The following is a 24044-nucleotide window of genomic DNA, read 5'->3' as shown; positions in this document are numbered from 1 at the left end:
ATTTATGCAGAACCCCGCCATGGGCAACGTTGCCGACACGACCGCCGCCAGCGACTTTGCTGATTTGCCCGCTACCGCGTCGCAAGGGCCGTTGCGCATCGAGTATCGCTGGGTGAATGACGCGGCCGGCGACGCGCCGATCGCCGTCTTCCTGCACGAAGGCCTCGGTTCGATCGCGATGTGGCGCGACTGGCCGCAAGTACTGTGCGAGCGGCTCGGCATGCGCGGGCTCGTTTATTCGCGACCCGGCTACGGGCTCTCCACGCCGCGCCCGCATGAAGTGAAGTGGCCCATCGATTTCATGACAGCGCAGGCGCGCGATATCCTGCCCGCCTTGCTCGACGCACTCGATATCGACATGCATGAACGCGGGCGCATGTGGGTGATCGGCCATAGCGACGGCGGCTCGATCACGCTGCTGTACGCGGCGCTCCATCCCGACGAACTGGCTGGCGCGGTGGCGATCGCGCCGCATGTCTTCGTCGAAGATATTTCGGTGGAAAGCATCGCGCAGACCCGACAGCTCTACGAAACCACCGACCTGCGCGGCAAGCTCAGCCGCTATCACGCGGACGTCGATTCCGCGTTCTATGGCTGGAACGACATCTGGTTGAATCCGGCCTTCAGGCAATGGTCGATCGCGGAAGAATTGGCCTCTATTCGCAAGCCGTTGCTCGCCGTGCAAGGGCATGACGACAACTACGGCACGATGGCCCAGATCGATACCATCGCCCTACACGTGCCGCATGCGCGCCTGGTCAAGCTCGACGCTTGTGGACACTCGCCGCATCGCGACGCGCCGGGGCCGTTGAACGAAGCCATTGCGGCATTCGTTTTGAATCAACGCTAGCCGCGCAATTCTCAACAAATACCCAAATTTCCACGTATTCACAAAAGTTACACAGGTAAGCGACTATTCTCTCGCATCGCTGACCTGGGCACACCGAAGCCCTCGCGCATCTTCCCTGTGCCGGAGACATTGCCATGTCTGTTGCGTCGAACCCATCAATTACCTTGCAACGCAAACGTTTGGCAGGTGCACTGGCCGCCATGTCGCTGTGCATGTTGCTCGGCGCATGCGGCAACGACGACGACAAAGCACCAGGCACGAGCGCGGCTGGTTCTACCGAGAGCCCTGCCGGCAACGGCAACCCCACCGCCGTGCTGTCGGCGAATCCGTATTCCGCTTCACCCGCTCCTGCCGCACTGATGATTCAAACGCCTGCCTTACCTGCATCAAGCGTTGACCCGGCATTGTCCGCCGCCGCGTCGACGCCGCTCGCCACACCCGTCATTCACACCGTCGACTGAGTTTCGCGCGTCACGCGACGCGCGGAAAGGCTCGCACGTCGCGTGCATCGTTCCTTCACCGAAGATCGAAAGCCAATACCATGACTTCAAAAAATCGCCGTGATTTTCTGCGCTCCGCCGCGCATGCAGCCGGGTCCGCCACCGCGCTGAGCATGTTGCCGCTGGGCATCCGCAACGCGCTCGCCATTCCCGCCAACAACCAAACCGGCACCATTCGCGACGTGGAGCATATCGTCGTGCTGATGCAGGAAAACCGCTCGTTCGACCACTACTTCGGCACGCTCAAGGGCGTCCGGGGTTTCGGCGACACGCGTGCAATCAATCTGCCGAACGGCAAGCCTGTCTGGTATCAACCGCTCGCGGCAGATGCCGGCTTCGTGCTGCCGTTCCGCCCGACCGCGCCCAATCTGGGTCTGCAATTCCTGCAGGATCTCGCGCACGACTGGACCAGCACGCACGCTGCGTGGAACGGCGGCCGCTACGATCAATGGGTGCCCGCCAAGAGCGCCACAACGATGGCCTATTTCACGCGCGAAGACATTCCGTTTCACTATCAGCTCGCCGATGCCTTCACGATCTGCGACGCGTACCACTGCTCGCTGATGGGATCGACGGACCCGAACCGCTACTACATGTGGAGCGGCTGGGCCGGCAACGACGGCAACGGCGGCGGTCCCGTGATCGACAACGCCGAGCTCGGCTACGGCTGGTCCACGTATCCCGAAGTGCTGCAAAACGCGGGCATCTCGTGGAAGATCTATCAGGACATCGGCATCGGTCTCGACGCGAACGGCGCCTGGGGCTGGACGCAGAACCCGTACATCGGCAACTTCGGCGACAACTCGCTGCTCTACTTCAATCAGTACCGCAACGCGCAGCCCGGCAATCCGCTGTACGACAACGCGCGCACCGGCACCAACGCCGCGAAGGGCGACGGCTTCTTCGATATTCTCAAGCGCGACGTGCAGAACAACGCGTTGCCGCAAGTGTCGTGGATCGTCGCGCCCGAAGCGTATTCCGAGCATCCGAACTGGCCGACGAACTACGGCGCGTGGTACATCGATCAGGTCTTGCAGATTCTCACGTCCAATCCCGAGGTGTGGAGCAAGACGGTTCTGCTGATCAATTACGACGAGAACGACGGCTTCTTCGACCACGTGTCGCCGCCGTTCGCACCGTCGTCGAGCGCGAACGGGTTGTCCACCGTCGACACCAGCAACGAAAACTATCCAGGCAATGCGAATATTCCCGCCGGCCCATACGGACTCGGACCGCGCGTGCCGATGCTGGTCGTGTCGCCGTGGTCGAAAGGCGGCTACGTCTGCTCGGAACTGTTCGACCACACGTCGGTGATCCGCTTCATCGAAAAGCGTTTCGGTAACGAGAGCAATCTCGGCGAATCGAACATCACGCCGTGGCGCCGCGCGGTCTGCGGCGACCTGCTGTCGGCGTTCAACTTCAGCAATCCCAACGAGGCCTTCCCGACGCTGCCGGGCACGAGCGGCTACGTGCCGCCGGATCAGGATCGCCATCCGGATTACGTGCCGATGCCGCCGGCAATCCAGGCGGTACCGAAACAGGAACCCGGCGTGCGCCCCGCTCGCGCGGTGCCATACGAGTTGTTCGTGCGCGTGCATGGCGAAGGCGCGACGAACCAGCTCACGATGCGTTTCGTCAACACGGGCCGCGCCGGCGCGGTGTTTCTCGTCTACGCCGCTCAAAGTCTCGACGCGCCGCGCACCTATACGGTCGAAGCCGGCAAGCGACTGCAGGATCAGTTGCCGTTGAACGCCGACGGTAGCTACGATTTCACCGTGTACGGCCCGAATGGCTTTCTGCGCCGCTTCGCGGGCAAGCCGGTGTCGCGCAACTGGTGGAGCGGCTCCGACATCGCGCGGCCTGAAGTCGAGGAAGGGTATGACGTCGCGAACGGCAATCTGCAATTGCGCCTCGAGAACGTGGGCAGCGCGCCTTCCCAGTTCAAGATCGTCAACGCTTACGATCCGGACAACGTAATCAGGCAGACGGTGCGCGGCGGGGATACCGACCAGGTCTACCTCGATCTGCGCAACGCCCACGGCTGGTACGACCTTGCCATTACGGTCAATACGGATCCGCTGTTCGCACGGCGCTTTGCCGGACACGTCGAGACCGGCAAGAGCAGCATGAGCGATCCGGCGCTGGGCAGTTAAGCCTCAGCCGAACGTTTCGGTGAAATACAGCGGCCGCTGCGATCGAGAACGCAGCGGCCGTTTTTTCATGCTGCTTCCCTGGTGCTCAGGCCACACGCGTGTGCGCTTACGACTCGAAGTCGAGTCCGCCGATCAAGGCCACCGGATCGGCCTGCGTATGCGAGAGAAAATCCAGTTCGCGCGCATGGTTCCAGGCCGCGAGCTTGCGCGGCAGCGCCGCCAGATAGCCGGCGAAACGCGCCTGCCCTTGCGCGTCCATCAGTCTCTCGATTTCGTCGCTGTCCCAGGTCAGATACAGATTCAGCGGATGCGGATATTGGCGCATGTCTTCGATGGGCGTTGCATGAATCCGCAGGCGCGTGGGATGCCCATGACCGCCGTACGGGAGCACTTCGGTATGCACGGTAGTAGCGAAACAGGCGGCAATCGCCTCGGCGATGCGAGGCGCGAACTCTTGATCGAAACGGGCGGCACTCTCCGGACGCATCCAGGTCTCCAGCTTTACGCGTGATCAGCTGAACATCCTAGCACGCGGGCAGGCACCCGCCGCTTGTGTCGCGGCATCTCCGCCTCGCGCCCATGGAGGCGCAGCGGCTTCGTATTTGCCCTCTGGCTTCAAACCGTCTTCAGGATCCGCGGCTTCGTTTCGTTCAGCGCGGCCGCGGGCTCGGGCACCGCATCAGGTGCACTGGCACCCTTCTCCGTGCGCATCGACAGATAGCGCAAACAGCACACCCGCAAAAACGACGCGAAGTTAGTCGGCATCTCGCCACGCAGCGCGATCAGTTCGTCGTAAAGCTTCACGGCGAACTGGCTGGTCGTCATGTTTTCGCGCGCGGCGATTTCGTGCAGCACGTCCCAGAACAGATTTTCCAACCGCACCGTGGTGATCACGCCGTGAATGCGCAACGAGCGCGTGCGCGATTCATACAGGATCGGATCCGCGTTGATGTATATCCCACACATAACGTTTACTCCCGGTTTCGAGGCGCGCGCGCCGTGGCGCTTTTCATGCAGCCACGGCACGCCGGCCGCCGTCGTCAACATACGCCGGCATCCGCCGCTCGACAATCGCATCGAACCCGAACGCCGCTCCTACCCCGTCGGACCGCTTACACCGTGCGTTTATTCATCTGCGCAGCGATGTGATCAGCCTGGCGGATCGCCAGCGTGACGATCGTCAAGGTCGGATTTTCCGCCGCGCCGGTGGTGAACTGACTGCCGTCCGAAATGAACAGGTTCGATACTTCATGCGTCTGGCCGAAGCGGTTGCACACGCCGTCTTCAGCGCGCGCGCTCATGCGGGCAGTGCCGAGATTGTGCGTGGACGGATACGGCGGCACGCGATACACCGTCTTCGCGCCCGCCGCTTCGTACACCGCCGTACCCTGCTTGTATGCGTGTTCGCGCATCGCTTCGTCGTTCGGATGATCGTCGAAATGCACGTTGGCAACCGGCTGGCCGTATTGATCCTTCACGTCCGTATTCAAGGTCACGCGATTGCTCTCGCGCGGCATATCCTCGCCGACGATCCACATGCCCGCCGTGTACGCGTATTGATCCATCGCCTGAGCGAACGTCGGACCCCATGCGCCCGGATCGAGAAAGGCCGCGTAAAACGGCAGGCCGAGCGAAACGGTCTCCATGTGATAGCCGCCCGCGAAGCCGCGTTGCGGCTTGAACGCCGCTTCGTCCTCGATGATCCCGGCCATCGTGGTGCCTTTGAACATATCCACCTTGTCGTTGAACACCGCATACACGGAGCCCGTGGTGTGACGCATGTAGTTGCGGCCCACCTGGCCCGAGCCGTTCGCGAGGCCTTGCGGGAATTTGCTCGAGTGCGAGTTCAACAGAAGCCGCGGCGTCTCGATGGAATTGCCCGCCACCGCGACGATGCGTGCCTTCTGTCGCTGTAATTTGCCGTTGCCGTCGTAGTAGAGCACCTCCTTCGCCTTGCCACGCGCATCGGTTTCGATGCGCACCACGTGAGCCTGCGTGCGCAACTCCATATGGCCGGTCGCTTGAGCGCGCGGCAATTCGGTGTAGAGCGTCGACCACTTCGCGCCCGTGCGACAACCCTGAAAACAGAAGCCGCGCTGGAAGCAATGCGCGCGGTCGTCGCGCACCACGCTATTGATCGCCATGTGGCCGGTATTGCATTCCTTGTAGCCGACTTTCATCGCGCCGGCCGACATCACCTTGAAGTTGTTGTTGCCCGGCAGGCCAGGCAAACCGTTGGTGCGCGTCACGCCCAATTTCTGCGAGGCCCGGTCGTAGTACGGATCGAGTTCTTCACGCGTGAGCGGCCAGTCGAGCAGATTGGCGTCCTTGATATCGCCGTAGGTCGTCTTCGCCTTGAACTCGTATGGCTGGATGCGCAGACTCGCGCCGGCCCAGTGCGTGGTCGTGCCGCCCACCGTCTTGCAGATCCACGCGGGCAGATTCGGAAAGTCCTTGGCGATGCGCCAGGTGCCCGACGTGGTGCGTTTATCGAGCCATGACAGCATCTGGAACGAGCCCCATTCATCGGTCGTGAAATCGGCCTGCGTATGCAGCTTGCCCGCTTCCAGCACGACGACGTTGATGCCCTTCTGCGCCAGTTCATTGGCAAGCGTGCCGCCGCCCGCACCCGAGCCGATGATCACGACGACCTTGTCGTCGTTGTGCGAAAAACGCACCTTGTTGTTGTCCTGATTCATTTTTTCCTCCGCTGTCGACCAGAGTTGGCGCTTCAGCGCTTACTCTGGTGCCATGCAAAGCTGTCGGCAGGAGTTGGCGCATTAGCGCTTACTCCTGCCCCATGCAAAGCCGTCGTCTCGCCTAGCTATCCGTCGGGATCGGGCCGCTGGCGGCAGCCGGCGGATTGGGCAGCCACGAAAGACTGTTGAACCCCTTGGTCAGGTAGCCGCCGTCGCCTTCCGAAGCGCCGTAGCCGAAGTGCGCATACGCCATGGTGTTGGCGTAAAGCGAAACCACCGCGGTGCTGCGTATCGTGTTGAAGAACGGCGTGCCCGCGAGCGCGGCGACGTCTGTCGCCTGATCCGCGGGCGTACGCTTGAGCCAGTCGGAACCCGCTTGCGCGTCGAGTTGTTTGACGCCGTCCGCAAGTTGCTGGCGTACCGCCGGATCGGCTTTCGCTTTCGCGTCGAGGTCCTTGACCACCAGCGCATAGACCGCGTTGTCGAGCGTGGGGTGCGGATAGAGCTGCCGCGTAAAGGCCAGAATCACTTCGCCCTGGTGCGTGTCCAGCCCTTGCAGTTCGAGCGCCCAGGCGCGGCTCGGCGCCAGCGTCGACAGTACAGACGAGAACGCCAGCGTGCCCATCAGCACACCTGTGCCTCTCAATAGCTCGCGCCGCGTGAGCGAAATCCGCAACGCGGCCGCTGCAGCCTTCGCCGCGCGCTGCGCGTCGCCGTCTTCATGGGAGTGTTCATGCGGATGCTCATGCTCATGACGCTGCACATGGCGTGCGTGATCCGACGCGACGATCGGGATGACCGTTGTCTTCATGTCTGTCTCCTTGTGTGGGGGTACTGCAACTACGCGCGGCGGCCGCCTGGATTACTTTTACTATTGATAGTGGCCGTAGCGTTCCAGCACTTCGATCTTGTAACCGTCAGGGTCCTGAATGAAAAAGTAACGCGCCAGCAGCTCGCCGTTGTCGTTGTGAAACTCGCGCAGGTCGTTGGGCGCCATACCGAGATCGAGCAGACGCTGTCGCTCGCTTTTCGCATCGTCGACAACGAACGCGATGTGGCCATAGCCGTCACCGTGCGAATACGGTTCCTCGCGGCCTTTGTTCCAGGTGAGTTCTATTTCGGTGTCGGCTTCCTGGTTGCGCAAATAGGCCAGCGTGAAATCCGGAAAGTCGAGCCGATGCGATACGTCGAAGTTGAAAGCCTTTTGATAGAACTGCAGCGAGCGCGGCAGATCCTGCACGCGAATCATCGTGTGGATGAGTTTGGCCATCGGTGTCCCCTCCTGTTTGAATCCAGTTTAGGAGGCCGCGCACGCGAGTGGTAATGCACGGCTAAATCGCGCCAGGGACTTGCCCTATGTTGCAGGAGCGTCGATTGCCGGGTTTTCGTCGGCGCATCAGCTGCGCAAACAGCAATGGACATGGCATTGCGTCAGGTTGCATTGCAGCACGCGCGACTATTCAGGCGGGCATGCGCCGAATGGCATCAGGCAAAACCCGACGTCGACGGGGGCCGGAAGCCTATGCGGTGAAGCGCATTCGTTTTTACGTCGAGGGCATGCACACGCGTCGCGAGTTTCCATAAGATCCGGTTGTGGACATCTTTTTTGAATGACGGATTATGGAATTCGATACGAAAGTCGCGATCATCGTGCTGGACGATCTCGCCGTGTGGCAAAAACTCAATGTGACCGCATTTCTCGCAACGGGAATCGCGGGCGCGGCACCGGAGGCGATGGGCGAGCCATACGAGGACGCGGCGGGCCGCCGGCACGCGCCGCTGCTCGGCCAGCCGATGATGGTTTATCAAGCGGACAATGCGGGTTTGCTGCGCGCGTTTCGCCAGGGCATCGAACGCGAATTGACGCGCGCCGTGTATGTGCGCGCGATGTTTTCGACCGGCCACGATCAGGCGAACCGCGAGGTATTCCGCGCCGAACCCGCCGATGCGCCCGACCTCGTCGGGCTCGCTGTGCGCGGCCCGAAGAAGGCGGTCGAGAAAGCCGTAAAAGGTCTCGCGCTGCACGCGTGACACGCCGCGCATCTGTCGGGCTCAGAGTTCAGGACTCGGGCCGCGCTCCAGATAGGTCGTCAGCGCGATATAGCTGCGCGTGCCGGTAAATCCTTCGATTGCGTGAATGCGCGCGAGCAGTTGTTCGAGCGACTGCGTGTCGCGCGTGCGGACTTTGAGCAGCATCGCGCTTTCGCCCGTCACCGTGTGAATCTCCTCGACGTCCGCTAGCTCCTGCAGCGCCAGCAATTGCCGCGTCACCGCCCAGCTCGTCGTATCGACATGCACGAACGCGAGCAACGGGCGGTTGAGCCTGGCGGCATCGAGAGCCGCGACAGTGGCCTTGATCACGCCTTCCTTCTTCAATCGCCGGGCGCGCTCGTGGACCGCGGGCGCCGACAGAAACAGCAGCTTGCCGAGTTCCGCGTAAGTGCGCGTGGCGTCTTCGGCGAGCAGCGCGAGCAGCTTGCGGTCGGTGTCGTCGAGCGAGGCCGCGCCCGATTGCGCGCCCGGCGCCCGGAGCGCCTTGCCACTGCGAGTCGAAGGTGGACGTGGGCCCGCGCTCATCGCTGTGGTTCAGGTTTGGCCGCGGGATTGCCCGCGTCTTGTCCCAGGCCCTCGCGCAAGGCCTTGCGGATCACCTTGCCGGTCGCCGTCAACGGCAGGCTGTCGACAAAGCGAATCTCGCGCGGATATTCATGCGCGGCGAGGCGCGTTTTGACGTGCTGCTGGATCTCGCGCACGAGCGCCTCATCGCCGGTAAAGCCTGGGTTCAGCACCACGAACGCCATCACGATCTCCGTGCGCTCGCGATCCGGCGCGCCGATCACGGCCGCCGTCGCAACAGCCGGGTGACGCAGCAATGAATCTTCGATCGAGGCCGGCCCGATCCGGTAGCCGGCGCTCGTGATCACGTCGTCGTCGCGGCCGACGAAACGGATGAAGCCGTCCGCGTCGCGCGTACCGAGGTCGCCTGTCACGAGAAACTTGCCGCGAAATTTTTCGCGCGTGGCCGCCTCGTTGCCCCAGTAGCCCAGGAACATGACCGGGTCGGGCGCGGCCACCGCGATATCGCCGATTGCTCCTTGCGGCAGTTCGTTGCCATCGCTGTCGACGATCGCCACATGGTGCCCCGGCACCGCGCGGCCAATCGCGCCGAAGCACGGGTCGAAGAGCGCCGCGCACGACGACACCACGACGTTGCACTCCGTCTGCCCATAGAACTCGTTGATCGTCACGCCCAGCGCCTTGCGGCCCCAGCCGATCAGTTCCTCGCCGAGCGACTCGCCGCCGCTCGCCACCGAACGCAACGCGAGGCTCCAGCGTTCGGGACGTTCGACGCCGCGCATCATCTTCAGCGCGGTCGGCGGCAAAAACGTGTGCGAGACCGCGTGACGCGCCATCAGATCGAAAGCCGCCTGGCCGTCGAATTTCGCAAAGCGGCGCGCCAACACCGCGACACCGTGATGCCACGACGGCAGCAGCACGTCGAACAGGCCGCCGATCCACGCCCAGTCGGCGGGCGTCCACATCAGCGTGGCGTGCGCGGGAAAGCCCTGTTGCGACATCTCGACGCCCGGCAGATGACCCAGCAACACGCGGTGCCCGTGCAGCGCGCCCTTCGGTTTGCCAGTCGTGCCCGATGTATAGATGATGACCGCGGGATCGTCGGCGCCGGTGTCGGCGGGCGTGAAGCTGGCGGACGCGCCGTTCAGCGCCTGCCAGAATGAACGCACCGGCGCTTGCTGGCCGCCGTTGTCCTGCTCGATATCCACGCTGAAGACACTGCGCAGCGCCGGTAACGACGCGCGGATTTCGTCGACCTTCTGCACGCCGCCGTGATCGGTGATCAACGCCACCGCGCCGCTATCGCCGAGTCGATGTTCGATCGCGTCGACGCCGAAGAGCGCGAAGAGCGGCACGGCCACCATGCCGGCTTTGTACGCAGCAAGATGCGCGATCGCCGTTTCGATGGATTGCGACAGGAAGATGCCGATGCGGTCGCCACGTTGCGCGCCCGCTGCGAGCAGCGCATTGGCGAAGCGATCGGACAGCGCCTTCAACTGGTCGAACGTATAGCGTGTGGCGTTGCCTTCGGGATCTTCGTAGATCAGCGCAAGACGGCCCGAACTGTCGGCCCATTTATCGCATACGTCGACACCGATGTTGTAGCGCGCCGGGATGCGCCAGGCGAAGTTCGCCGCGAGCGATTCGTAGGTCTGGCCGTCGAGGTTCATCGTGTCTGCTCCTGCAAGCCTGTGGGCGGTTGATAGCGAGGGAAGCCGTTATATTCGATCGTACGCTCCGCTTGCGGAAGCGGCCATGAATGGCGCGCGTTCGGCACGCCGCCGTCGACACGGATCACCGTGCCGTTGATGAAGGCCGACGCCTCCGACAACAGAAACACCGCCGCGCTGGCGAGTTCGGATTCGGTGCCGAAGCGCTGCAATGGGACCTTGTGTTTCAGCGTGCGCAGCAGCGCCTGATAGTCTTCGTTGTAGCTGTCCATGCCCGCGGATGCAATCCAGCCGGGCGCGACCGCGTTGACTCTGACACCCGCGTGGCCCCATTCACAGGCCGCCGTTTCCGTGAAGTTCCATACGCCCGCACGCGCCGCGCCCGAGTGACCCATGCCGGGCATGCCGCCCCAGATATCCGCCAGCATGTTCACGATCGCGCCGCCGTGATGCTGCATCCATTGGGTATAGCATTCGCGGGACATCAGAAACGTGCCGTGCAAATTGTTGCGCACGACCGCGTCCCAACCGTTCAAGGAAATCTTTTCGAGCTTTGCGGGAAATTGGCCGCCTGCGCAGTTGAAGAGACCGTCGACGCGGCCCAGCTCTGTGATGATCGAAGCGATCGTTTCGCGGACCTGTTGTTCGTTGCGGATGTCACAGGAATAAATCCTGTGGCCGCAGGTGTGTGGATGATCCTCGGCCAGTTCGGCCTGCACCGCTTTCAGTTTGTCTTCGCTTCGGCCCACCAGCGCCAGGGTCGCCCCCAAGGACGCGAGTTCGTGCGCCGTGCACCGGCCTAACCCGCTACCCGCGCCGGTGACGATAACCACCTTGCCGGCGAAGAGATCTTCGCGAAAAACTGAACGATAGCCGCTTGATGGCGGCGAACTGCTCGACGAAGCTGCGGGCATTCGGCTGTCTCCTTCACGTACTGCGCTCTCGATATTTTTGAGTTTAGCTCAAGTTCCGTCCGCATGCCGGGCGAAACTTCAATTTTATTGCCTTAACCGTGGCCTTGGTATTTCACTAATCTTTGAGCTAGACTCAACTCACGCCAACCACTCACCACTTTATGATATCGATGAACACGCCCTCCGTCTCCCGCCGCGTGCCCGTGCAGGCGCGCTCCGAACAACGACTCAAGGCGATTCTGGAGGCGGCCCGGCTCGTGTTTTCCGAAGTCGGCTATGCATCGGCCACCATGACGGAGATTGCCGGGCGCGTGGGCGTGTCCGAGGCGACGATCTTCACGTACTTCGCCAGCAAGCGCGATCTCTGCGTGCGCGTGCTCGGCAATTGGTACGACGAGATCATCGCCGAGGTTGAAAACGAGTTGCCGCTGATCGTGGGCACGCGCAACAAGTTCGCGTATCTGGTGCGGACGCACCTCTACCGGCTCACCGTCGACGGCACCGGTTTGTGCGCGCTCATTCTTTCCGAGGGGCGCGAGAAGGACGACAAGTTCGGCGATGTGATCGTCGAACTGCAGCGCCGCTATACGGCACCCATGATGAAGGTGCTGGCTGAAGGCGTGGCGAGCGGCGACATTCGCGGCGACATGCCGCTCGGTCTGTTGCGCTCCGCCGTGTATGGACCGATGGAACACGTGCTGTGGGACACGGTGCGCAAACAGAAAGCGGTCGATATCGAAGCGACCGCCGCTTCGCTGAGCGACCTGCTCTGGCAAGCACTCGTGCCGCCCGATGCGCGGCAGGCCGCGTTGCGGCAACTGCGCAGCGATGTCGTCGGGGCGGTGAGGCGGTTCGAGGCGGCGGGTTTGAAGTGAGGAGACGGTGCCGCTCGCGAGACGCTACCGCCGCCCTGAGCTTGTCCCGATCCAGTTCCTTCTCCCACGCCGCAATCACAATCGACGCGACGCCGCGGCCTTACCCTGCTCTCCTGTTCCGTTGCTGGCCCGGCTGGCGCGCGCGCCAGCGCAGCAAAAACCCGACAAGCGCCGCAAACGCGGCGGTCCCCGCATAGCCAGCGAGCCGAATCGCATCTTCACCCGGTAAGCGGGAGACCAACCGAACGACCACGGCGAGTGCCAGCACGGTTAGAAGTCCGATGATCCATTTCATCTCATGTCTCCGCGACCACGGTTGTGAAGTGAAGTGCCGCTGGTTTTGTGTTTCGCCAAGCATACCGCGCACGGCGCAAAACGAACCACCGCACCTTTCGCCGCCTAGAAGAATCTCGAGCAAACTTCTTTGCCGCAGCCGATCATGCAGGCAATCCTCTGCCCGCACCGTGCGCCTGCTGCAAAATGAAATCGATGAATGTCGAAGCCGCGCGCGTGTGATGCCGGTTCGGCATATACAACATGTACATATGCGTGCCGAAAATGCTCAAGCGCCATTCGTCGAGCGCGGTCATCACGTCGCCACGGCGCAGATCGTCCTGCACCAGGTAGTCCGGCACGAGACCCACACCCAGCCCGGCGAGCACCGCCTGCCGCAAAAACAGAAAGTTTTCGGAGATGATGGTCGGCTCCAGCAGCACTTCATGCCGTTCGTCGCGCAGGTAAGCGGCCACGCGTAGTTGCCTTCCGACCACCGCCGCGGTAATCAGCGGCGCGGTGCGCAGGTCGTCGAGTTGCCGCGGCATGCCGTGTCTTTCCGCAAAGTCCGGCGACGCACACGCCACATACCTCACCGGCCCCATGTCGCGTGCGACCAGGTTTTGCGGCGGCTCGGACATCACGCGCACGGCGATATCGACTTCGTCGCGCATCAGGTCTTCGACGCGGTTCTCGAACATCACGTCCAGCACGATGCCCGGATAGAGCCGCTTGAACGCGATCAACCAGTCCGACATGACGAGCTGCCCGTAACCGCTCGGCACACTCAGCCGCACGCGGCCCTGCAGGCTTTGCCCGAGCGTGGTGACGGATTCGCGCGCGGCGAGCAACGCGTTCTGGATCGTGCGGCCGTGTTCGTAGAGCTGCAGGCCGATCTCGGTCGGCTCGACCCGGCGCGTCGTGCGCCTCACCAGTTGCAGCCCGATCGAGCGCTCGAGCTGGTTCAGATGGTAGCTCACGTTCGCGCGGCTCATTTTCAGCCGGCGCGCGGCCTCGCTGAGATTGCCCGCGTCCAGAATGTCCACCAGCAAGGTCAGGGAATTGACGTCCATGGCGGCGCCTTTGTCAAAGATACTTTGACAGTCTGTCAACTGTCCATGTGATTGTCAATAAACCTTGACCGACCCACAATCGCAACATTCGCCAGACCCGGCATGCTCTGCCATGCATCCGATCACAATCAGGAGACGACATGACCCCCCATCCTTCGGCCGACGTTGTGACGCGCGAATTGCGCGGCAAGGTGCTGCTCGTCACCATCGACCACGCGCCGGTGAACGCGCTTTCCGCCGACGTGCGCCGCGGCCTGCTCCAGGCCATCGAAGCCGCGGACGCCGACCAGGCCGTGGAAGCGGTGCTGATCATCGGCGCGGGCCGCAATTTCATCGCCGGCGCGGACATTCGCGAGTTCGGCAAGCCGCCGGTGCCGCCATCGCTACCGGACGTGTGCAACCGCATCGAAGCCTGCGCGAAGCCGGTGGTCGCCGCGATTCACGGCGCGGCGCTCGGCGGCGGTCTGGAAGTGGCGCTCGCGGCGCATTACCGGCTTGCCGTCGACGGCGCGAAGCTCGGCCTGCCTGAAGTGCAACTCGGCCTGTTGCCGGGCGCGGGCGGGACGCAGCGCACGCCGCGTTTGATCGGCGCGCAGGCTGCGCTCGATCTGATCCTGAGCGGCCGCCACGTCGGCGCGAAGGAAGCGCTGGCGCTGGGTCTGATCGATCGGCTCGGCAACAGCGACGACATCCTCGCCGAAGGGCTTGCCTACGTGCACGAGTTGCTGTCCGCGCACGCGCCGGTGCGCCGCACGCGCGACGCCGCGGCGCTCGGCGACCGCGCCGCGAGTCTCGCCGCCGTCGCCACGGCGCGCGCGGAAACCGCGAAGAAATCGCGTGGTCTGTTCTCGCCGCTGAAAATCGTCGACGCCGTCGAGGCCGCCATCGAACAGCCTTTCGACGACGGTCTGCGAGTCGAACGCAAACTGTTCCTCGAATGCATCGACAGCCCGCAGCGCGCCGGCCTGATTCACGCTTTCTTTGCCGAGCGCGAAGTGCTCAAGGCACCCGAAACGCGCGATGCCAAACCGCGCGCGCTGACCACGATCGGCGTGGTGGGCGGCGGCACGATGGGCGCGGGCATCGCCGTCGCGGTGCTCGACGCGGGCTTGCCGGTGACGATGATCGAACGCGACGACGCCTCGCTCGCACGCGGCCGCGCGCACATCGAGAAAGTCTACGACGGCCTGATCGCCAAGGGCCGCATGAGCGCGGAGAAGAAAGCGGCGCTCCTCGCGCGCTGGAGCGGCAGCACCTCGTACGATGCGCTCGCCGACACCGATCTCGTGATCGAAGCCGTATTCGAAGACCTCGCCGTCAAACAGGCCGTGTTCGCCGAACTCGATCGCGTCTGCAAAACGGGCGCCGTGCTCGCGACCAACACGTCGTATCTCGACATCGACGCAATCGCGGCGAGCATTTCGCGCCCCGCCGACGTGATCGGCCTGCACTTCTTCTCGCCCGCCAACATCATGAAGCTGCTGGAAGTGGTGGTGCCGAAACAGGTCAGCGCCGACGTGGTCGCCACCGCGTTCGAGCTCGCGAAAAAGTTGCGCAAGACGCCGGTGCGCGCGGGCGTGTGCGACGGCTTCATCGGCAACCGCGTGCTGGCCGTATATCGCAGCGCCGCCGACGCCATGATGGAAGACGGTGCGTCGCCCTATCAGATCGACGCGGCCGTGCGCGCCTTCGGCTTTCCGATGGGACCGTTCCAGGTGGTGGATCTGGCGGGCGGCGACATCGGCTGGGCGGCACGCAAGCGGCGCGCGCCCACCCGCAATCCGGCCGCACGTTATGTGCAGATCGCCGACCGCCTGTGCGAGCGCGGCTGGTTCGGCCAGAAGACCGGGCACGGCTTTTATCTGTATCCCGAAGGATCGCGCAGCGGCGCGCCCGATCCGGAAGTCGAGGCGATCATCGACGCCGAACGCGCACGCGCCGGCATCACGCCGCGCAGCTTCACCGACGAAGAGATCATGCGCCGCTATATGGCTGCGATGATCAACGAAGGCGCGAACGTCGTGCACGAGCGAATCGCGCTGCGGCCGCTGGACGTCGACGTGACCTTCCTGTACGGCTACGGCTTTCCGCGCTATCGCGGCGGTCCGATGAAGTACGCGGACACGGTCGGCCTGCCGAAGATCCTTGCCGACATCCGCGAATTTGCCAAAGAAGACCCGCTCTTCTGGAAGCCGTCGCCGTTGCTGGTCGAACTGGTGGAACGCGGCGCCGATTTCGCGAGCCTGAACCAGGGCGTCTGAAACGGCGCATCATCATCGACAGGCATCGTGATGGCCGGCCCCACCCTGCGCGCGCCGGCCGCCCAACCCTTTCCGGAACACTCGCCATGGATCTGAACTTCACTCCCGAGGAAGAAGCCTTCCGCACCGACGTGCAGGCCTTTTTGCGCGATAAGCTCCCGCAGCGGCTCGCCGACAAGGTGCACGGCGGCCGCCGTCTCACGCGCGACGACATGGCCGAGTGGCATGCCATTCTCAACGCGCAGGGCTGGCTCGCCAACCACTGGCCGCAAGAGTACGGCGGCCCCGGTTGGAACGCAGTGCAGAAATTCATCTTCGAAAACGAATGCGCGCTGGCCGGCGCGCCGCGCGTGGTGCCGTTCGGCGTCAATATGCTCGGTCCGGTGCTGATCAAATACGGCAGCGAAGCGCAAAAACGCCATTGGCTGCCGCGTATTCTCGACGGCTCCGACTGGTGGTGCCAGGGCTATTCGGAACCGGGCGCCGGCTCCGATCTCGCGTCGGTCAAAACCACCGCGGTGCGCGGCATGGATGCGCAGGGCGAGCATTACATTGTCAACGGCCAGAAGACGTGGACCACGCTCGGCCACTACGCGAACATGATCTTCTGCCTCGTGCGCAGCGCCACCGACGTGCGCAAACAGGAAGGCATCAGCTTCCTGCTGATCGACATGAAGACGCCGGGTGTCGAAGTGCGGCCGATCATCACGCTCGACGGCGAGCACGAAGTCAACGAAGTGTTTTTCACCGACGTACGCGTGCCGGTCGAGAACCTGGTCGGCGAAGAGAACAAGGGCTGGACCTACGCCAAATATCTGCTCACGTACGAGCGCACCAATATCGCGGGCGTCGGCTTCTCGGTGGCCGCGTTCAACCGGCTGCGCAAGATCGCCGCGAAGCAGCGGCGCAACGGCCGGCCGCTCGCGCAAGACCCGGCGTTCGCGGCACGCATGGCGCGTGTCGAAATCGATCTGGAGAACATGAAGACCACCAACCTGCGCGTGATCGCTGCAGTGGCGGGCGGTGGCGTGCCCGGCGCCGAAAGCTCGATGCTGAAGATTCGCGGCACCGAGATCCGTCAGGAAATCTCGTCGCTCACACGCCGTGCGATGGGTCCGTACGCGCAACCGTTCGTCGAAGAAGCCTTGCACGACGGCTACGAAGGCACGCCGGTCGGACCCGACGAAGCCGCGAGTGCCGCTTCGCTCTACTTCAATAATCGCAAGCTGTCGATCTTTGGCGGATCGAATGAAATCCAGAAGAACATCATTTCCAAAATGATTCTGGGACTGTAAGGGGCGCACGTCATGAATTTCCAGCACACCGAAGACCGCCGCATGCTGGCGGACACGCTCAACCGGTTTGTCGTCGAGCAATATGGGTTCACGACGCGCGACAGGATCGCGCAGTCCGCGGAAGGTTTCAGCCGTGATCTGTGGCATCGCTTCGCCGAACTCGGCATTATCGGCGCACTCTTCGATGAGGCGGACGGCGGTTTTGGCGGCGGCGGTTTCGATATCGCCGTGGTGTTCGAGAGCCTCGGCCGCGGTCTCGTGGTCGAACCGTTTCTCGATACGCTGATCGTCGGCCGCGCCGTTGCGCGGAGCGGCAATGCGGCGCAAAAAACCGCGCTCGGCGAATTGATCGACGGCTCGCGGATCGTTGCGCTCGCGCACGGCGAGCCGGACGGCCATTACGAACTGTCCCGCGTGACGACGCGTGCGCAGCGCAGCGGCGATACGTGGCGACTGAACGGCTCGAAAGCCGTGGTTCAGCAAGGCGAGCACGCTTCGCTCTTTCTGGTCTCGGCGCGCACGAGCGGCGACGACGATAGCGAAGCAGGCGTGACGCTCTTTCTCGTGCCGCGCGATGCGGCCGGCGTCAGCGTGCGAGGCTATCCCAGGATCGACGGCGGTCGTGCGGCCGAAGTGACGTTCGACAACGTCACGCTGAACGATGACGCCCTGCTCGGCACAGCGGACGCGGGCTTCGCGACGCTCGAATATGCGATTGGCTGCGGCATACTGGCTCTGTGTTCGGAAGCCGTCGGCGCAATGGATGTCGCCAAGGACTACACGCTCGAGTATCTGCGCACCCGCAAACAGTTCGGCGTGCCAATCGGCAGCTTTCAGGCGTTGCAGCATCGCATGGCTGATTTGCTGCTGGAAATCGAGCAGGCTCGCTCGGCGGTGATCAATGCGGCTGCCGCGCTCGAGGCCGAACGCAAGGTACGGGAGCGCGCAGTGTCGGCGGCCAAGTACAGCATTGGGCGGATCGGCGCGCTAGTCGCGCAGGAGTGCATTCAGTTGCATGGCGGGATCGGCATGACGTGGGAGCTGCCGCTCGCGCACTACGCGAAGCGCCTCGTGATGATCGATCATCAGCTCGGCGACGAGGACCATCATCTCGAACGGTTCGTCGCGCTGGGACGGGAATAGGCGATACGAGGTAAAACCGCACAACAGGCTGTGGTGAGCGATCGTCATCGACGGCTACGCTGCGCGCCCGAAGATACCTTGACATGACTTTCCATGGAAACCACAATGATTTCCGTGGAAGTCAATCGATAGCCGAGGTAGAGGTCGTGCGCAAGCAGAAAACATCGGTGCAATCCTCGCCCGCCCTGGAAATCCATTTGGGTTACTGGCTGAGGCTCGTCTCCAATCATGTCTCAGGCAACTTCGCTCGCGCATTGCAGGAGCGCAGCGTATCGGTAGCCGAATGGGTCGCCCTCAATCAGATCCAGAGGTGGGCGGACATGACGCCGGCGAGACTCGCGGGCGCGATGGGCATGACGCGCGGCGCGATCTCGAAGGTTCTGGACAAGCTGCAAGAGAAGAAATGGATCTCGCGCACGACGAGCGAAGAGGACAATCGTGTGCAGTTCCTTTCACTGACATCGCAAGGAAGACGCGCGCTGCCCGATCTCGCGACAATCGCGGATGAAAACGACGGCCACTTCTTTAGCGTACTGGACGCTGACGAGCAGGCCACGCTTCGAAGCCTGTTGAGCAAGCTTGCGGATGTGCACCAGATCAGCAACGTGGCGGTGGACTGATCGCCGAACACCCACTCGCCCGATCATGCGCAGCAGGCGGTGGAAAAACCGCCAACCCAGTGGCACGGCTGACATTGGGCAGCCCCTTTTGCACCGGGCGCCTCACGCTCAGACCAGCGCGGTGGCGCTCAGGTCGGTGGCCGCTCGATAAAGCGTACTCACTCCGGCGAATCCATCCCCGATTGCAGATAGTTCTGGATTCCGACCTTGTCGATCAACTCCAGATTGGTCTCGAGCCAATCGATATGTTCTTCGGTGTCGTCGAGAATATGGGTCAATATCTCCCGCGAGACGAAGTCGCGAACCGATTCGCAATAGACGATGGCCTCCTTGCAGGTGGACTGCGAGATCTGTTCCAGCTTCAGATCGCACTCCATGATCTCTTTGGTTTCTTCGCCGATCAGCAGCTTGTGGAGGTCTTGCAGATTGGGCAGGCCGTTCAGCATGAAGATGCGCTCGATCAGCAGATCGGCGTGCTTCATCTCGCCAATGGATTCGTCATATTCATGCTTGCCGAGCTTGTCGAGGCCCCAATGCTCGTACATGCGAGCGTGCAGGAAATACTGATTGATCGCGGTCAGTTCGTTCTTCAGTTGCGAGTTCAGGTATTCCAGGACCTTTGGGTCGCCTTGCATATGACCTCCCTGTTTCGTGTGCGAAGACCCCGGTGCCGGCGAAGGATGATTGGTCCGGCAGGTTCTTCGGTGCGTTGCACCAACGCTGAACCGCCCTCACGTCTTACGTTTATTGCCGTTATCCCAGCATAGCGCATCGAACTGGTCAGGCGAAAAATGAGAATCGTTATCAACGAGTTACGGCAGAGGATGCGCCGGCAACGCCGTCCCAACGAAAAGGCGGCATGACACTAGATAGAGTGCTTGGCTCCCCTGGATAACGGGCTAGTATGGTTTGATAAGCGACCTCCGTCACTATGCGGGGGCGCAAGCATGCATTGCGAGTCGCCCGTCGCACAGACCCGGACTGGGATTTCCGCCCGGATGCGCGCTCACAACGCCAATTGAATAAGGTGCGCGCTTACATGAATGCGCCTGCTTCTTCACGCTGTGCAGGAACCTGCTTGCACGCTGCAACGCAAGAGTGATCGCCGTCGACACGCCGCGGAAACTGACTCTCACGTTTCGTGCCGTGGATGAAACCATGCCGGTCTCGCGTGAAGGAGCGAGCGAATGAACGCAGGTCCTAAGACGGCACGAGCGGGCTCCCCAGACACGGTCGTGATTGCTCGCACAAAAGATCTCGAGGACAGCAGCGTCAACGCGGTGAACATCGACGGAATCGATTTGCTCGTTCTCAGGCAGGCCAACGCCATTTCGATTTTTCAGGGCCACTGTCCGCACCAGGGCACTCCCCTCTCCGAGGGCACAGTCAAAGATGGCCTGTTGACATGCAGGGCGCACGGTTGGCAGTTCAATTGTTCGTCAGGCTGCAGTCAAGGACTGAGTCCTTCGAATCTGAAGAGATTCGAAGCCGTCGTCGACGATGGCGAAGTGACAGTGGACCGCAACGAGGTGCGTGCGTGGAATGCACAGCGCTGCGCCGCAGACGGGACCACACTGCCCCGCGCGTCTTCCGTGGGGCCGCTTTCTCAGCTTCCTGGCCCAAAACGTGTTCCGTTTCGAGGCAATACATTGCAGCTCCAGCCTGAGCGGCTGCACCTCGTGCTGGAACAATGGTGCCGGGAGTTCGGCCCCGTGTACACGTTCAGGCTGATCGGCCGTCCTTTCGTTGCGATCGCTGATCCGATTCTCATCACTCAAGTCTTGCGGGATCGACCCGGCGCTTTTCGGCGCTGGAACGCGATCGAAACGGTTGCGCGGGAGTTGGGCATCAATGGCGTGTTTTCCACGGAAGGCGAGACGTGGCGAAGGCAACGACAACTCGTCGTCAAAGCGCTGGATCCCTTGCATCTGCGTGCCTTCTTTCCGTCACTGTGCGAGATGACACGGCGATTGCTGCAACGCTGGGAGAGCGCGGCTCGCGATCAGCGATCCGTCGATATTCAGAAGGACCTGATGCGTTATACGGTGGACGTCACGACGAATCTTGCGTTTGGATATGACATGGACACCATCGAGGGCGAGGTCATCCAGCAACATCTCGAAGTCATACTTCCGACCATCAACCGGCGAATCAATGCACCCATCCCCTATTGGCACGACCTCAAGCTACCCGCCGACAAAGTGCTGGATCGCGCGTTGAGCGCCGTTCAGACGCTAACGAAAGAACTGATTGCCGCCAACCGTGCGCGGCTAGCGCAACGGTCAGAGGCGGACGCGATTCCCGCGAACCTGCTCGAGGCACTCCTCATGGCGCAACAGGAGGGAGAGGCGCCGCTGACAGACGACGAAGTGCTGGCCAACGTGTTCACGATACTGTTGGCCGGACAGGACACGACGGCAAACACCATCGCCTGGGTTGCGCATTTCATGTCCATTCTTCCGGACGTGCAGCGCAAGATGCAGGAGGAAGTCGATGCCGTTATCGGACACGCGACGATGCTCGAAGATTTCGACGTGGCCGACACTCTCCCCTATCTGAACGCGGTAATCAACGAAGCCATGCGGCTCAAATCCGCTACGCCCGTTCTCGCAGTCGAGCCGAATTACGACGTCCATGTCGGCGACATTGCGATCCCGAAGGGGGCGGTGCTGTCGTTATTGACCCGCGAGGCTGGACTGCAGCAAGGAGGCGACTCGGCGGCGGGCGTCTTCGACCCGGACCGCTGGCTCACTGGCGTGAGCGCCGCCAGTCATCATCGAGCGGGTTTCATGCCGTTCGGCTCAGGGCCACGCCTGTGTCCGGGACGCAGCCTCGCCTTGATGGAAGTGAGATCGGCCGTGGCCATGCTGTGCCGCAACTTCGATCTGTTGCGGGTCAAAGACGCGCCCGAGGTAGAAGAAGTGTTCGCGTTTTCGATGATGCCGCAAAACCTGCGCGTCGAACTTCGTCGGCGCGCCTAGTCAATTCATCAGTGCAAGTCGGACCCTTTCCGCGCGCGCCAATCCCTTGAACATATGCAAACGCGAGGACCGGGAACTTCGCCCTTGATGTGACCGAAGCAACGGGGGTTCGAGGCGCGGACGTCAGAGTGTACGTCACCGATACGGCGGCGAGGAGCAAGATCGAGGCACTTCGCACGCTGGGTGCCCAGGTGATCGAAGTCAGCTACGAACGATGGTGGGCAATACTATGCGGTGAAATACCCGCCGGCGAAACCCGTACGTTTCTGCATCCGTGTGCGTGTCGCGACGTGGTCGTCGGGGACGCGACGATCGGACGGGAGATATTGGAAGACCTCCCGGACGTCGAAGTGATACTCGTACCCTTCGGAGGCGGAGGACTGACCATGGGTATTGCGCTGGCATGCGCGTATTGGGACTCGCGCGCGAAGTTGTTTGCGTGCGAGAGCGAGGCGGCGGCTCCTTTCTATTCTTCTCTCGCGGCCGGCGCTATCGTCGAAGTGCCGGTCGACTCGACTCCCATGGTCGCGGGCATTGGTGTCTCGACTGTGCTCGACGCAAATTGGCCGTACCTCAATGCGTTGGTGGACGGCGTCATCGTATCGACGCTCGAGGACACGGCTGAGGCCATCCGGTGTCTGGCGAAAAACAATCACCTGGTTGTCGAGGGCGCGGTCGCGCTTGCCGCAGCCCGCCATCCTTACTTTGCCGGCAAAGGCATTGCCGCTGTACTGACTGGGGGCCGCATCGATTTGCATGTTCTGGCTTCAGTGCTGAATGACGATCGATCGGCGTATCTCATGCCGTCGCGGATTCGCGACTATGAATAGAACATTGGACCGAAGCTGAACGGCGCGCTCACGAAAGCGCGTCGAGTAACGCATACCACGCCACCCCCGCGCTGATATAAAACCGCTGCAACGCATGCAACGGAACCGGCTCGATCGCAGTCGGCGGAAGCGGCAAGTCGCGTGTTGTCCCAGCGATAAGCGCGGCCAGACGCTTTCCTAACGTCGTCGCCATGGCGATGCCGCGTCCGTTGTAGCCGAGCGCGATAGTCATGCCTTCCGCCGGCACATGCACGTGCGGCAAAAAATTTCGCGTAATGGCGATGCGGCCCGCCCATCGGTATTCGTATTCGATGCCCTGCAGCTGTGGAAACACTAACTGCGCGGCGCGCTCGAGATGCGCCCAATCCCCTGCGCCGCGAGGTTCCCGAAATGGCCCACGGCCGCCCATCAGCAGACGTCCCTCCGCGTCCTTGCGAAAGTACAGCAGCAGGCGCCGCGAGTCGGAAGCCACTTCGCCACCGGGCAGAATCGTTGCGCCGACTTCGCTCGGCAGCGGCTTCGTCGCGACAATGAAGCTGTTTGCCGCTATCACCGATTGCGCAAGACGCGGCCAAAGCCCGTCGGTATAGCCGTTGGTGGCGAGCAGCACCTGTTTCGCCTCGATGACCGGACCGCTCGCCGTGCGAATGCGCCACCCGTGCACGCCACGCTCGACACTCGCGGCCCGGGTTCCGCCGTGAATCGAGGCGCCCGCCGCTTGCGCCGCGCGCGCGAGGCCGCGCGCGTAGCTCAACGGTTGCACGCTGCCCGCGCGCCGATCGACCCAGCCGCCGACAAACGCGTCCGTGCCGAGTCGCTGCGATAACTGCGCGTGGTCGAGCAGTTCGACCGGCGCGCCGCGCGATTCCCACTGCCGCGCCCGGGCGTGCAGCGTATCTAGCAATTTTTGCGAATGGGTCGGCTGGATCCAGCCCGCGCGTCTGGCGTCGCAACGTATGCCGTAGCGCGCGACCAGATCGAAGACCGTATCCGCTGCGCCGCCCGCCATTTGCACGAGCGCGTCGCCGTCGCGCGGGCCGTAGCGTCGGATGAGTTCATCGGGATCGTATTTCAGGCCGGGAATGACCTGGCCGCCATTGCGGCCGGACGCTCCCCAACCGGGCTCGTTGGCGTCGATCACGCAGACGCGCACGCCCTGCTCCGCCAGATGCAGCGCTGTCGACAAACCGGTATAGCCGGCGCCGACAATCGCCACGTCAACGGTAATCGAATCGTCGAGCGGCGGCGCCTGAATCGCGGGTTCCGCCGTTGCTGCCCAGAGAGACGGAGGCAGCGGTTTTGCAACTTCAACTTCAACCAGGCTCATGAT

General features: G+C 62.7%; 23 protein-coding genes and 1 pseudogene. 12 read left to right on the top strand and 12 right to left on the bottom strand.

What is annotated here, in order from left to right; translation table 11 throughout:
- The first annotated feature begins 4 nt into the window (after window positions 1-4).
- The 3 genes from RI103_RS06550 (at window position 5) to RI103_RS06540 (ending at window position 3503) form a co-directional block, all read left to right on the top strand.
- Window positions 5-850, top strand: coding sequence for an alpha/beta hydrolase (locus RI103_RS06550; protein WP_310814564.1), 846 nt, complete (start codon window positions 5-7; stop codon window positions 848-850).
- 134 nt (window positions 851-984) lie between these two features.
- On the top strand, window positions 985-1311 hold the full coding sequence (locus tag RI103_RS06545; protein ID WP_310814563.1) for a hypothetical protein: 327 nt from the start codon (window positions 985-987) through the stop codon (window positions 1309-1311).
- Window positions 1312-1391: 80 nt separating this feature from the next.
- Window positions 1392-3503 carry a phosphocholine-specific phospholipase C gene (locus RI103_RS06540; protein ID WP_310814562.1) on the top strand — a complete coding sequence of 704 codons (2112 nt, stop codon included), beginning with the start codon at window positions 1392-1394 and terminating at the stop codon, window positions 3501-3503.
- A gap of 106 nt (window positions 3504-3609) precedes the next feature.
- On the opposite strand, the gene RI103_RS06535 is transcribed toward RI103_RS06540, so the two are convergent.
- From RI103_RS06535 to RI103_RS06515, 5 genes are all read right to left on the bottom strand, one after another.
- A complete protein-coding gene (locus RI103_RS06535; protein ID WP_310814561.1) occupies window positions 3610-3990 on the bottom strand; it encodes a DUF5594 family protein in 381 nt (126 codons plus the stop codon).
- Between the two features lie 128 nt (window positions 3991-4118).
- Entirely contained in the window at window positions 4119-4469 is a 351-nt protein-coding gene (locus RI103_RS06530) for a ribbon-helix-helix domain-containing protein (protein WP_310814560.1), read from the bottom strand.
- Between the two features lie 146 nt (window positions 4470-4615).
- Window positions 4616-6202, bottom strand: a complete 1587-nt coding sequence (locus RI103_RS06525; RefSeq protein WP_310814559.1) for a GMC family oxidoreductase — start codon at window positions 6200-6202, stop codon at window positions 4616-4618.
- Between the two features lie 121 nt (window positions 6203-6323).
- Window positions 6324-7013, bottom strand: a complete 690-nt coding sequence (locus tag RI103_RS06520; RefSeq protein WP_310814558.1) for a tat (twin-arginine translocation) pathway signal sequence — start codon at window positions 7011-7013, stop codon at window positions 6324-6326.
- 60 nt (window positions 7014-7073) lie between these two features.
- Window positions 7074-7472, bottom strand: a complete 399-nt coding sequence (locus tag RI103_RS06515; RefSeq protein ID WP_310814557.1) for a VOC family protein — start codon at window positions 7470-7472, stop codon at window positions 7074-7076.
- Between the two features lie 350 nt (window positions 7473-7822).
- On the opposite strand from RI103_RS06515, the gene RI103_RS06510 reads away from it, so the two are divergent.
- Window positions 7823-8233 carry a DUF2000 domain-containing protein gene (locus RI103_RS06510; protein WP_310814556.1) on the top strand — a complete coding sequence of 137 codons (411 nt, stop codon included), beginning with the start codon at window positions 7823-7825 and terminating at the stop codon, window positions 8231-8233.
- 21 nt (window positions 8234-8254) lie between these two features.
- On the opposite strand, the gene RI103_RS06505 is transcribed toward RI103_RS06510, so the two are convergent.
- From RI103_RS06505 to RI103_RS06495, 3 genes are read right to left on the bottom strand one after another with little or no spacing between them, the layout of a single operon-like run.
- Window positions 8255-8779, bottom strand: a complete 525-nt coding sequence (locus tag RI103_RS06505) for an Lrp/AsnC family transcriptional regulator (protein WP_310814555.1) — start codon at window positions 8777-8779, stop codon at window positions 8255-8257.
- Window positions 8776-10449 (bottom strand): acyl-CoA synthetase, encoded by a 1674-nt coding sequence (locus tag RI103_RS06500; protein WP_310814554.1) that lies wholly within the window; start codon window positions 10447-10449, stop codon window positions 8776-8778. The genes RI103_RS06505 and RI103_RS06500 overlap by 4 nt, the downstream gene beginning before the upstream one ends.
- Window positions 10446-11363 (bottom strand): SDR family oxidoreductase, encoded by a 918-nt coding sequence (locus tag RI103_RS06495; RefSeq protein WP_310814552.1) that lies wholly within the window; start codon window positions 11361-11363, stop codon window positions 10446-10448. The genes RI103_RS06500 and RI103_RS06495 overlap by 4 nt, the downstream gene beginning before the upstream one ends.
- Before the next feature lie 170 nt (window positions 11364-11533).
- Here RI103_RS06495 and RI103_RS06490 point away from each other — a divergent pair, with 170 nt between their 5' ends.
- Complete coding sequence (locus RI103_RS06490) at window positions 11534-12238, top strand: TetR/AcrR family transcriptional regulator (protein ID WP_310814551.1); 705 nt, start codon at window positions 11534-11536, stop codon at window positions 12236-12238.
- Window positions 12239-12338: 100 nt separating this feature from the next.
- Here the strand turns inward: RI103_RS06490 and RI103_RS06485 are convergent, their stop codons facing one another.
- Complete coding sequence (locus RI103_RS06485; RefSeq protein ID WP_310814550.1) at window positions 12339-12533, bottom strand: hypothetical protein; 195 nt, start codon at window positions 12531-12533, stop codon at window positions 12339-12341.
- Between the two features lie 142 nt (window positions 12534-12675).
- Window positions 12676-13584, bottom strand: a complete 909-nt coding sequence (locus RI103_RS06480) for a LysR family transcriptional regulator (protein ID WP_310814549.1) — start codon at window positions 13582-13584, stop codon at window positions 12676-12678.
- Window positions 13585-13724: 140 nt separating this feature from the next.
- Here RI103_RS06480 and RI103_RS06475 point away from each other — a divergent pair, with 140 nt between their 5' ends.
- The 4 genes from RI103_RS06475 (at window position 13725) to RI103_RS06460 (ending at window position 18903) form a co-directional block, all read left to right on the top strand.
- Window positions 13725-15845, top strand: coding sequence for a 3-hydroxyacyl-CoA dehydrogenase NAD-binding domain-containing protein (locus RI103_RS06475; RefSeq protein ID WP_310814548.1), 2121 nt, complete (start codon window positions 13725-13727; stop codon window positions 15843-15845).
- An 86-nt stretch (window positions 15846-15931) separates the two neighbouring features.
- Window positions 15932-17140, top strand: a complete 1209-nt coding sequence (locus RI103_RS06470) for an acyl-CoA dehydrogenase family protein (RefSeq protein WP_310814547.1) — start codon at window positions 15932-15934, stop codon at window positions 17138-17140.
- Between the two features lie 12 nt (window positions 17141-17152).
- Window positions 17153-18283 carry an acyl-CoA dehydrogenase gene (locus RI103_RS06465; protein ID WP_310814545.1) on the top strand — a complete coding sequence of 377 codons (1131 nt, stop codon included), beginning with the start codon at window positions 17153-17155 and terminating at the stop codon, window positions 18281-18283.
- 146 nt (window positions 18284-18429) lie between these two features.
- Window positions 18430-18903 (top strand): MarR family transcriptional regulator, encoded by a 474-nt coding sequence (locus RI103_RS06460; protein WP_310814544.1) that lies wholly within the window; start codon window positions 18430-18432, stop codon window positions 18901-18903.
- A 158-nt stretch (window positions 18904-19061) separates the two neighbouring features.
- Here RI103_RS06460 and bfr read toward each other — a convergent pair whose 3' ends face one another.
- Entirely contained in the window at window positions 19062-19538 is a 477-nt protein-coding gene (bfr, locus tag RI103_RS06455) for a bacterioferritin (RefSeq protein WP_310814543.1), read from the bottom strand.
- 552 nt (window positions 19539-20090) lie between these two features.
- Here bfr and RI103_RS06450 point away from each other — a divergent pair.
- The 3 genes and pseudogenes from RI103_RS06450 to RI103_RS06440 all read left to right on the top strand — a co-directional run.
- Window positions 20091-20327, top strand: a pseudogene (locus RI103_RS06450) (Rieske (2Fe-2S) protein); the annotation flags it as partial.
- Window positions 20328-20552: 225 nt separating this feature from the next.
- Window positions 20553-21884 (top strand): cytochrome P450, encoded by a 1332-nt coding sequence (locus RI103_RS06445; RefSeq protein ID WP_310815185.1) that lies wholly within the window; start codon window positions 20553-20555, stop codon window positions 21882-21884.
- A gap of 89 nt (window positions 21885-21973) precedes the next feature.
- Window positions 21974-22714 carry a pyridoxal-phosphate dependent enzyme gene (locus tag RI103_RS06440; RefSeq protein WP_310814542.1) on the top strand — a complete coding sequence of 247 codons (741 nt, stop codon included), beginning with the start codon at window positions 21974-21976 and terminating at the stop codon, window positions 22712-22714.
- Between the two features lie 28 nt (window positions 22715-22742).
- On the opposite strand, the gene RI103_RS06435 is transcribed toward RI103_RS06440, so the two are convergent.
- Window positions 22743-24041 (bottom strand): FAD-binding oxidoreductase, encoded by a 1299-nt coding sequence (locus tag RI103_RS06435; RefSeq protein ID WP_310814541.1) that lies wholly within the window; start codon window positions 24039-24041, stop codon window positions 22743-22745.
- Window positions 24042-24044 lie beyond the last annotated feature (3 nt).

It is taken from the genome of Paraburkholderia sp. FT54, assembly GCF_031585635.1.
Classification (GTDB): Bacteria; Pseudomonadota; Gammaproteobacteria; order Burkholderiales; family Burkholderiaceae; genus Paraburkholderia.
Note: the sequence above shows the minus strand (reverse complement) of the source record. Positions and strands in the feature narration are given on the sequence as shown.

Bases quoted from the DNA above. Each gene is read 5' to 3' on its own strand.
- RI103_RS06495 (WP_310814552.1), bottom strand. From the start codon at position 11,363: ATGCCCGCAGCTTCGTCGAGCAGTTCGCCGCCATCAAGCGGCTATCGT.
- RI103_RS06530 (WP_310814560.1), bottom strand. From the start codon at position 4,469: ATGTGTGGGATATACATCAACGCGGATCCGATCCTGTATGAATCGCGC.
- RI103_RS06540 (WP_310814562.1), top strand. From the start codon at position 1,392: ATGACTTCAAAAAATCGCCGTGATTTTCTGCGCTCCGCCGCGCATGCA.
- RI103_RS06485 (WP_310814550.1), bottom strand. From the start codon at position 12,533: ATGAAATGGATCATCGGACTTCTAACCGTGCTGGCACTCGCCGTGGTC.
- RI103_RS06435 (WP_310814541.1), bottom strand. From the start codon at position 24,041: ATGAGCCTGGTTGAAGTTGAAGTTGCAAAACCGCTGCCTCCGTCTCTC.
- RI103_RS06480 (WP_310814549.1), bottom strand. From the start codon at position 13,584: ATGGACGTCAATTCCCTGACCTTGCTGGTGGACATTCTGGACGCGGGC.
- RI103_RS06515 (WP_310814557.1), bottom strand. From the start codon at position 7,472: ATGGCCAAACTCATCCACACGATGATTCGCGTGCAGGATCTGCCGCGC.
- RI103_RS06465 (WP_310814545.1), top strand. From the start codon at position 17,153: ATGAATTTCCAGCACACCGAAGACCGCCGCATGCTGGCGGACACGCTC.
- RI103_RS06535 (WP_310814561.1), bottom strand. From the start codon at position 3,990: ATGCGTCCGGAGAGTGCCGCCCGTTTCGATCAAGAGTTCGCGCCTCGC.
- RI103_RS06520 (WP_310814558.1), bottom strand. From the start codon at position 7,013: ATGAAGACAACGGTCATCCCGATCGTCGCGTCGGATCACGCACGCCAT.
- RI103_RS06525 (WP_310814559.1), bottom strand. From the start codon at position 6,202: ATGAATCAGGACAACAACAAGGTGCGTTTTTCGCACAACGACGACAAG.
- RI103_RS06510 (WP_310814556.1), top strand. From the start codon at position 7,823: ATGGAATTCGATACGAAAGTCGCGATCATCGTGCTGGACGATCTCGCC.
- RI103_RS06470 (WP_310814547.1), top strand. From the start codon at position 15,932: ATGGATCTGAACTTCACTCCCGAGGAAGAAGCCTTCCGCACCGACGTG.
- bfr (WP_310814543.1), bottom strand. From the start codon at position 19,538: ATGCAAGGCGACCCAAAGGTCCTGGAATACCTGAACTCGCAACTGAAG.
- RI103_RS06475 (WP_310814548.1), top strand. From the start codon at position 13,725: ATGACCCCCCATCCTTCGGCCGACGTTGTGACGCGCGAATTGCGCGGC.
- RI103_RS06545 (WP_310814563.1), top strand. From the start codon at position 985: ATGTCTGTTGCGTCGAACCCATCAATTACCTTGCAACGCAAACGTTTG.
- RI103_RS06490 (WP_310814551.1), top strand. From the start codon at position 11,534: ATGAACACGCCCTCCGTCTCCCGCCGCGTGCCCGTGCAGGCGCGCTCC.
- RI103_RS06505 (WP_310814555.1), bottom strand. From the start codon at position 8,779: ATGAGCGCGGGCCCACGTCCACCTTCGACTCGCAGTGGCAAGGCGCTC.
- RI103_RS06550 (WP_310814564.1), top strand. From the start codon at position 5: ATGCAGAACCCCGCCATGGGCAACGTTGCCGACACGACCGCCGCCAGC.
- RI103_RS06500 (WP_310814554.1), bottom strand. From the start codon at position 10,449: ATGAACCTCGACGGCCAGACCTACGAATCGCTCGCGGCGAACTTCGCC.